The 6528-nt window shown below is 34.5% G+C and carries 8 protein-coding genes; 2 read left to right on the plus strand and 6 right to left on the minus strand.

Annotated features, from left to right (window positions below; translation table 11 throughout):
• The first annotated feature begins 226 nt into the window (after positions 1 to 226).
• Positions 227 to 685 carry a LytTR family DNA-binding domain-containing protein gene (locus V7127_RS01365; protein ID WP_335347899.1) on the plus strand — a complete coding sequence of 153 codons (459 nt, stop codon included), beginning with the start codon at positions 227 to 229 and terminating at the stop codon, positions 683 to 685.
• Complete coding sequence (locus V7127_RS01370) at positions 682 to 1092, plus strand: DUF3021 domain-containing protein (protein WP_335347898.1); 411 nt, start codon at positions 682 to 684, stop codon at positions 1090 to 1092. Before V7127_RS01365 ends, V7127_RS01370 begins: the two co-directional genes overlap by 4 nt.
• Positions 1093 to 1167: 75 nt before the next feature.
• On the opposite strand, the gene V7127_RS01375 is transcribed toward V7127_RS01370, so the two are convergent.
• From V7127_RS01375 to V7127_RS01400, 6 genes are all read right to left on the minus strand, one after another.
• Positions 1168 to 1944 (minus strand): GNAT family N-acetyltransferase, encoded by a 777-nt coding sequence (locus V7127_RS01375; protein WP_335482984.1) that lies wholly within the window; start codon positions 1942 to 1944, stop codon positions 1168 to 1170.
• Between the two features lie 115 nt (positions 1945 to 2059).
• Complete coding sequence (locus V7127_RS01380) at positions 2060 to 2530, minus strand: DinB family protein (protein WP_335482986.1); 471 nt, start codon at positions 2528 to 2530, stop codon at positions 2060 to 2062.
• Between the two features lie 233 nt (positions 2531 to 2763).
• Positions 2764 to 3186, minus strand: a complete 423-nt coding sequence (locus V7127_RS01385; protein ID WP_335482988.1) for a DUF1801 domain-containing protein — start codon at positions 3184 to 3186, stop codon at positions 2764 to 2766.
• A gap of 176 nt (positions 3187 to 3362) precedes the next feature.
• Entirely contained in the window at positions 3363 to 4361 is a 999-nt protein-coding gene (locus V7127_RS01390) for an HAAS signaling domain-containing protein (RefSeq protein ID WP_335482989.1), read from the minus strand.
• On the minus strand, positions 4348 to 4695 hold the full coding sequence (locus V7127_RS01395; protein WP_335482991.1) for a PadR family transcriptional regulator: 348 nt from the start codon (positions 4693 to 4695) through the stop codon (positions 4348 to 4350). The genes V7127_RS01390 and V7127_RS01395 overlap by 14 nt, the downstream gene beginning before the upstream one ends.
• A 240-nt stretch (positions 4696 to 4935) precedes the next feature.
• Positions 4936 to 6060 carry a helix-turn-helix domain-containing protein gene (locus tag V7127_RS01400; protein ID WP_335344374.1) on the minus strand — a complete coding sequence of 375 codons (1125 nt, stop codon included), beginning with the start codon at positions 6058 to 6060 and terminating at the stop codon, positions 4936 to 4938.
• Positions 6061 to 6528: the final 468 nt, after the last annotated feature.

The following is a 6528-nucleotide window of genomic DNA, read 5'->3' on the forward strand; positions in this document are numbered from 1 at the left end:
GTTTTCACCATTCGTAGCATTCCCTCCTTTCATGTAAGTTACTAACTATTTTCTTCAAGTTACCCTTCATTTTCTACCACATACTTGAATAGTGCAGACTTGTTAGGAATATCCACATACAATTTGATTAGAGCGATAATGAGAGGAGTGAATGAAAAGAACAATTATTGACAGACATCGATTGCTGGAACAATTATAATTTTAGGTGAAAAGAGGTGTCTGAAATTTGAAACTTTCTTTAAACATCGATAAATCATTTAAAGAAACAAAGATTACCATTGAAAGCCCTGAGTTAGATGACAATATTCAGGGACTAATTGACTTCATTCACGGAAGGGAACAACAATTCCTGATTGCCAAAAAAGGTGAAATGCAGCATATTCTTAAACCCGTGGATATCCACTATTTTCATACAGAAAATGAACATGTAGTTGCCGTAACAGAGACGGATTCTTTTATTTTAAAAGAGAAGTTATATGAGCTTGAAGCCCTGCTTCCTTCTAAAAAGTTTATCCGCCTTTCTAAATCGGTTATCGCCAATTTACATGAATTGAGCCGCTTTGAAGCTTCATTCAATGGTACACTCTGCGTTTATTTCAAATCTGGGAAGAAAGAGTACGTGTCTCGTACCTATGTCCCTTTGATAAAAGATGCTTTAAAATTAAATAGGAGGAAAAAAGAATGAGGACATTTACACTTCGCAGTTTCATCGGTATGTTCTTTGGAGGCTTCATTGCGGTGCTTTACACCAACTTAACAATCCTTTTCGGGGGTTTCGAAATGATAGATGGAAGCTTATTTTTGAAGAACTCCATAGGTTATATTCTCTGCGGCTGGTTTTTCACAGTTAGTTCCTTGTACTATAAAAACAGAAATTTAAAACTTTCTCAACAGACCATTTTCCATTTCTTAACTGTCACGATCCTCTACCTCATCTTGGCCCTTACGATCGGATGGATTCCATTTACTATACAAAGTATTTTGTTAACATTCTTAATCTCCATCGTCACTTTTACAATCTTTTGGATCGCATTTTACCTTTACTTCAAAAATCAAGCCCGGAGATTAAATGATGATTTAAAGAAAATATGAGAAATGCCAAAGGGACGGTTCCTGTGGTTTTTAGTGTGGATATCCTAGCCACAAGAACCGTCCCCATGGATCCTGCTATACGAAAATTGAATATTCAACAGGGTTAACAAACCCTAATTTTTCTGCTAAATGTATAGAAGACGTATTTGATACATCACAATCCCACCTTGGAACTATCCTATTTTTCAGACAATGTTCTGTAAATGCGTTTGCAATGATAGATGCTAATCCTTGTCCTCTATAATCCTTGTGAGTCGCGATATCAACTTCTGCAAATTGCTGAGAGGAAAAAATGGAAGTACATTCACTGACTACTTTTCTATTATGCAGAATGCAGAATCCGAAACCATTTTCAATAAAGTTTGATATTGAACCCCAATATTTATTATAGTATTCCTCATTAAATTCCAAGCTCTTCTTTATATTTTCTGTGTTTATTTTTTCAATAGAATAATCACAAGATAATAAGTTGTTATCATCTAGTTTCTTATCATTTTCATATGTAAAAGAAAATCTGCTCAATTGTTTTATTTCATCTTTCAACTGATTCTTTATTGTATAATCCCACTGTTTGGATGAAGAAAATAAAGTGAAGCGGGATTTCTTATTTTTCCTTTGCCTATACAACTCAAAGAGAAAATGATTGAAATCCAAATTATCACTCTCTCCTGCAGCGAAATAAATACCTGAATTTGTTCCAATTAGCACTGAATTAGTAAATCTAGACTCGGCATAGACCGTTCCTTTAATGTAACCATCCAAGACTGAATATGCAAAGGTTGGACAAGTTACATTATTTCCCCTCAATTTACTTTTTACTTTATCAAATTCAGATTGATTAAGTATGATCATAGAATACACCCTTCTGTATTTTTGAATTTCGCCTTATATGGAATAACTAAAAGATAATCTCAATCATAAAATCAAATATTTCTTATTTCACAATTAATAAGGTTCATATTAATCTTTATTCGTTCTTCTCCCTAAAAGCTTTTTTTACCCTTTCAATTTGGTCGAGATGTCCTTGTATATGTTGGACACGGAATTCCAATAATTCTTTGAATGTGAATCGTCCAGCATCTGCATAAACTCCAACTCTATCAAATTGTTCGGTTGTCAAATTACGGATAATAGGAAGCATACTGGAGCGAAGTATCTTAAAAAGGAGTAAGTATTGTTCACGGTCTAATTGCTCATAATCCAATGAATTCGCCCAAGCGTTCTGGTCAGGCGATGTTAAAAGTGGTTCAGACTCGGCCAAAACCTTTTTCAGTCTATGTGTAGACACCAATTCCGAATCTGTTATATGTATAATAATCTGATGTATACTCCATTTATCCTTTCCTGGTTTGAACCTAATCTCATCCTCAGACAATTCTTTAATTGATTCCCTTAACATCGTATATCCTTGGCTATACTCTTCAATCAACGCTTCCATTTGGTTCCTCCCTGAATAATATCATTAAGTTATAAATTCTTGCTTAATTGTAATTATCCTTTATCGATTTTTATTCAACTAACTGCAGTGATCTACAGAATGATTTTCCATCGTATTTAATATAAGTAAAGATACCGACAGTGCCAGTTTTCTATCTAATAAATAAAACTAAAAAAACCAAGAAAATGGACTGCTAAAACAGTCCATCGTTGGAGGAAGTGCCATCATACACTTTAAATAACTTCGAGCCATTTTTTTATGACTTCTCTAAGTTTTTCTTCTTTAGCTTTAACGTCTTTTTTATCAGTAAATTTCATCATTGCTCTGTCAGCTGCTTTCCATTCTAATATTCCACTAGGATCTACAATCAGATGTTCATTAGTCTTTCGGTCTTTTACCTTAGCACCGCAATGAAATACGAGTCGAATAAATCCTTTTCCATGAAGATTAAATGTAATTCGGTCCTCGCCTTCATAACAGAAACTAGGAGCATTCCATTTAATATGTTCTGTAATTTTATCATTAGTACTTAAAATGATATTTCGAACCTCTTCTATTTCTTCTTTAAGTGGATGTTCAAGGTTGTTCATAAATTCTGCTACCTGTTCAGGACCAGACAACTTCTTACTTTCACCAGATTTTTTATTTGTTGTCATTATGAACTAATCACCCCTTAGTATCTTTCTTTGTTTATATTCATATTTTCAACATATTATCAAACTAACCTTCGCCGTTAATTCAGTAATTCAACAAAAATGAGCTTCAATCCTTTCTAGAATCCCCCCGAAGCGAATTATTTTTTAACATATTACATATTTAATAATTTTATATTCTAACGAATTCTAGCCTTACGAAACCCATCGATTATATTTATTGCCGCACCTATTATAAATATGATCATTACACCGCTAATAACCCACGTTTCAAATTGCTTGGCTGTTGAAGTAAATAATTCAGACATATACGTGATAAATTCTAGGCTTAACAAATTCGGATTGCTGAAAATAACAATGAATACTATGGTTGCGAACAGCTCAACTGCCGTGTTGAAGATGGCTATTTTTTTTGTCCATTGTCCTTTGATTAATTTATAGAGTGCTAGTGTAATCTCAAGGACGATGACAACTAGAACGAATGGCCAATATTGAAATAAAACTTCTTGATTAAAAGCCGGAATGACCAGTTCAAGATGATTTCCGTCTCCCTTATAAATACCTGTAAGGTGATTCGCATAAAAATAAAGGGTTGCCCAAATCGCTGTCCACATTAAACTTCCAAATACTTCGCACTTTTTTATAGCTTTTTTCTTAGGAATATAAGTGATGTTTTTCAAATCATCAGGCGTCCATTTTTTTAGACTTGCCGATAACGGCTGTTGATCTTTTCCTTTATCCATTCTTTCTATAAGAGCGAAAACAAGCGTTAGCCAGAAAAAGGTTTGAATGCCCACTTCAATTACTTTCCATATCCCTTCGCCCATTATAGTAAGAACAACATTTACAATAGCCTCTTCTCCACTATACCCGATCACATATTTGGCAATCATAGAAATCAGTGAGACTACAGCAGCAATTGGTAAAATCATTTTTAATAACGAAACATATACATCAAAATAACGTGGACCTATTAGATGCATGGGCTGGTCTCGATACCCGCTCGCTAATGCTGCCGGATTCCCTAATTTTTCAAGGGCCTCCTTAACATCTTCCTCGCTGTAATCGTCAGGCAGCATATCCTCAATGGTTGAACGCAGCTCGAGTGCAATATCCGCACGTCCTTTCTCTGGCAGCCTGCGAGTGACTTCTTGAGTATAAACCTCAATTAAATTCATCTTCCTCATCCCCTTTCAATAAACCATAAAGTTCTTTCGAATTCTTAATCCATTCCTTTTTTAACTGTAAAAAGATTTTCAGACCGTATTCACTTAAAACATAATACTTACGCGGTCTGCTCTCAGATGTATCCCAGCTGCTTGTGACTAACTCCTGTTTTTCTAAACGGCGAAGCAATGGATATAAAGTACTTTGATCAATGCTAATGCCTGATTCCTCCAATAACTGAACAAGTGAATATCCATACTGTGGTGTTCGCAATTGACTTAAAACGGCTAATGTCAATGTTCCTCTCCTAAGCTCTGTCGATAATGAATTCAATAAAGCACTCATTCACCCACCTCATTTATCATTGCTATATGTTATTACTATATGTCATACAGTATTTGTTCTATACTATGTACCGTACACTATTATCGTTACAACATCATTTGAAATGAAAAGCCCTTTTTTGCAAACAAGAAAAATAATGGCTTAGGTACAAATAAAAAAAACAACGTTGAAATTCATACGTTGTTCATTGATTTGGTTTACTTTATCCAAGGGCTATATTTCTTTAATTATTTTCTTCCTTCAATGAAAATTATTAATAATTTGTTGCAATCTATTTGCAACCCATTCAATGTCATAACCTATTTCGTTAAGAATAACTGTATTGTGAATTTCCTCCAGACCAATGCGAAGCATATAGCAGTATATTTTTTCCTTAGATTCAGGAGAACTCATATACCTATTTGTAATCCGATGTATGAGTGGCTGGAGCTTATCCTCATTCCAAAAAAGAATATTTGCTTTGTCGTATAAATGATCCCCGTATAAAGAAAGGCTCCAATCGATCATTCCAGCAATTTGCCCGTCTTTTGCCAATAAATTGAATGAACCTAAATCTCCATGAACTAAATATTTTTTACTTAAAGAAACACTCTTAATATGGGATTTCAACTCTTTAATAGCTTTTTCAACTACATCCGAATCTAATCCATTTCGTTCCAGGGATGACCAATCATAAATATTCTCATTGTAAACTGCCTTTATATAATCCTCCCAGGTTGGATAACCCGCCTGCCCAGTATGATCAAATCGACCATATCCATTCTGTCCGGTAATTTCAATTGCTTCCAATACCTCAAGGTTTTTTTCTACAACAGGACAAACATCTAGTATTTCCTGGCTATTTAAATCAAATAATTTTGTTCCTTCAATAAATTTAGAAATGGAGTAAGGGACATCACTTTCAGTTACCTGTATAGCCAACACCTCCCTTAAAGGAAGAAGATGATGAAAGCGATGGTAAACCCATCTCTCTTTTTCATACACTTCGAATCGATTTCCTACTTGAAAAACATAGCGGTCATTAATTGAGTTGAAGGAGTACGTTTGAGAGACAAGACCACCGTTAAGCTCTTTTATATTATCAGCAGAAGGATAATGCATTTGAATCAAATTTTGAATCTCCAATTCCGGTAACTTCTTTACCATTGCCATCGCTCCTTTGAAAAAAATTTTACCTAATAAAAATTCATCTAAGGAGAGTTGGTAGATATGGCTTAGCTTAATTATGGAGTCAATATCAGGGAAGTTTTTCCCGACTTCCCAATTCGAAAGGGTTTGCCTCGTTATATTCATTTTTTCCGCCACTTGTTCCTGAGTAAAACCTGCTTTTTTCCTTCTTAACTTTAGCTTTTCACCAATGTTCATTTCCTTCCCTCCTTATTTAAATTTTCGCATAATTAATGAAGAAAGCTAGCAAGGATTCCTTGCTTTTTTACGACTACAATCATTGCTCAAAAAATAAGATTGCTTAATTGAGTGTAATTCTATATGGGACTTTCTTTTAAGTTTCATATGTTCAAATAACACTATGCAAAAGGAGAATCTGTTATTTAGGATAAATGAAAAGATTTTTGTATTTTTATAGAGATTTTTTTGGAATTACTACAATCATATAAAACTACATATAGCAAGGTGGCAGCAGAACTCCCAGAGAAGGGGGAAACTGATGAAGACATACGAAGCATTCAGTTTTACTATCTCAATTTGGCTTAGTACTGAAAGAACTGGTGACAATGGTAGAAACATTGTCGAACTTCCCTTAATTTGTCCATCTCGTACCGCTACTTGGACTTTTTGAACGACTTCTCCTCTTAATTTGTCCGTCCAGCACCG

It is taken from the genome of Bacillus sp. JJ1773, assembly GCF_036962035.1.
In the GTDB taxonomy this organism is placed as follows: domain Bacteria; phylum Bacillota; class Bacilli; order Bacillales; family Cytobacillaceae; genus Cytobacillus.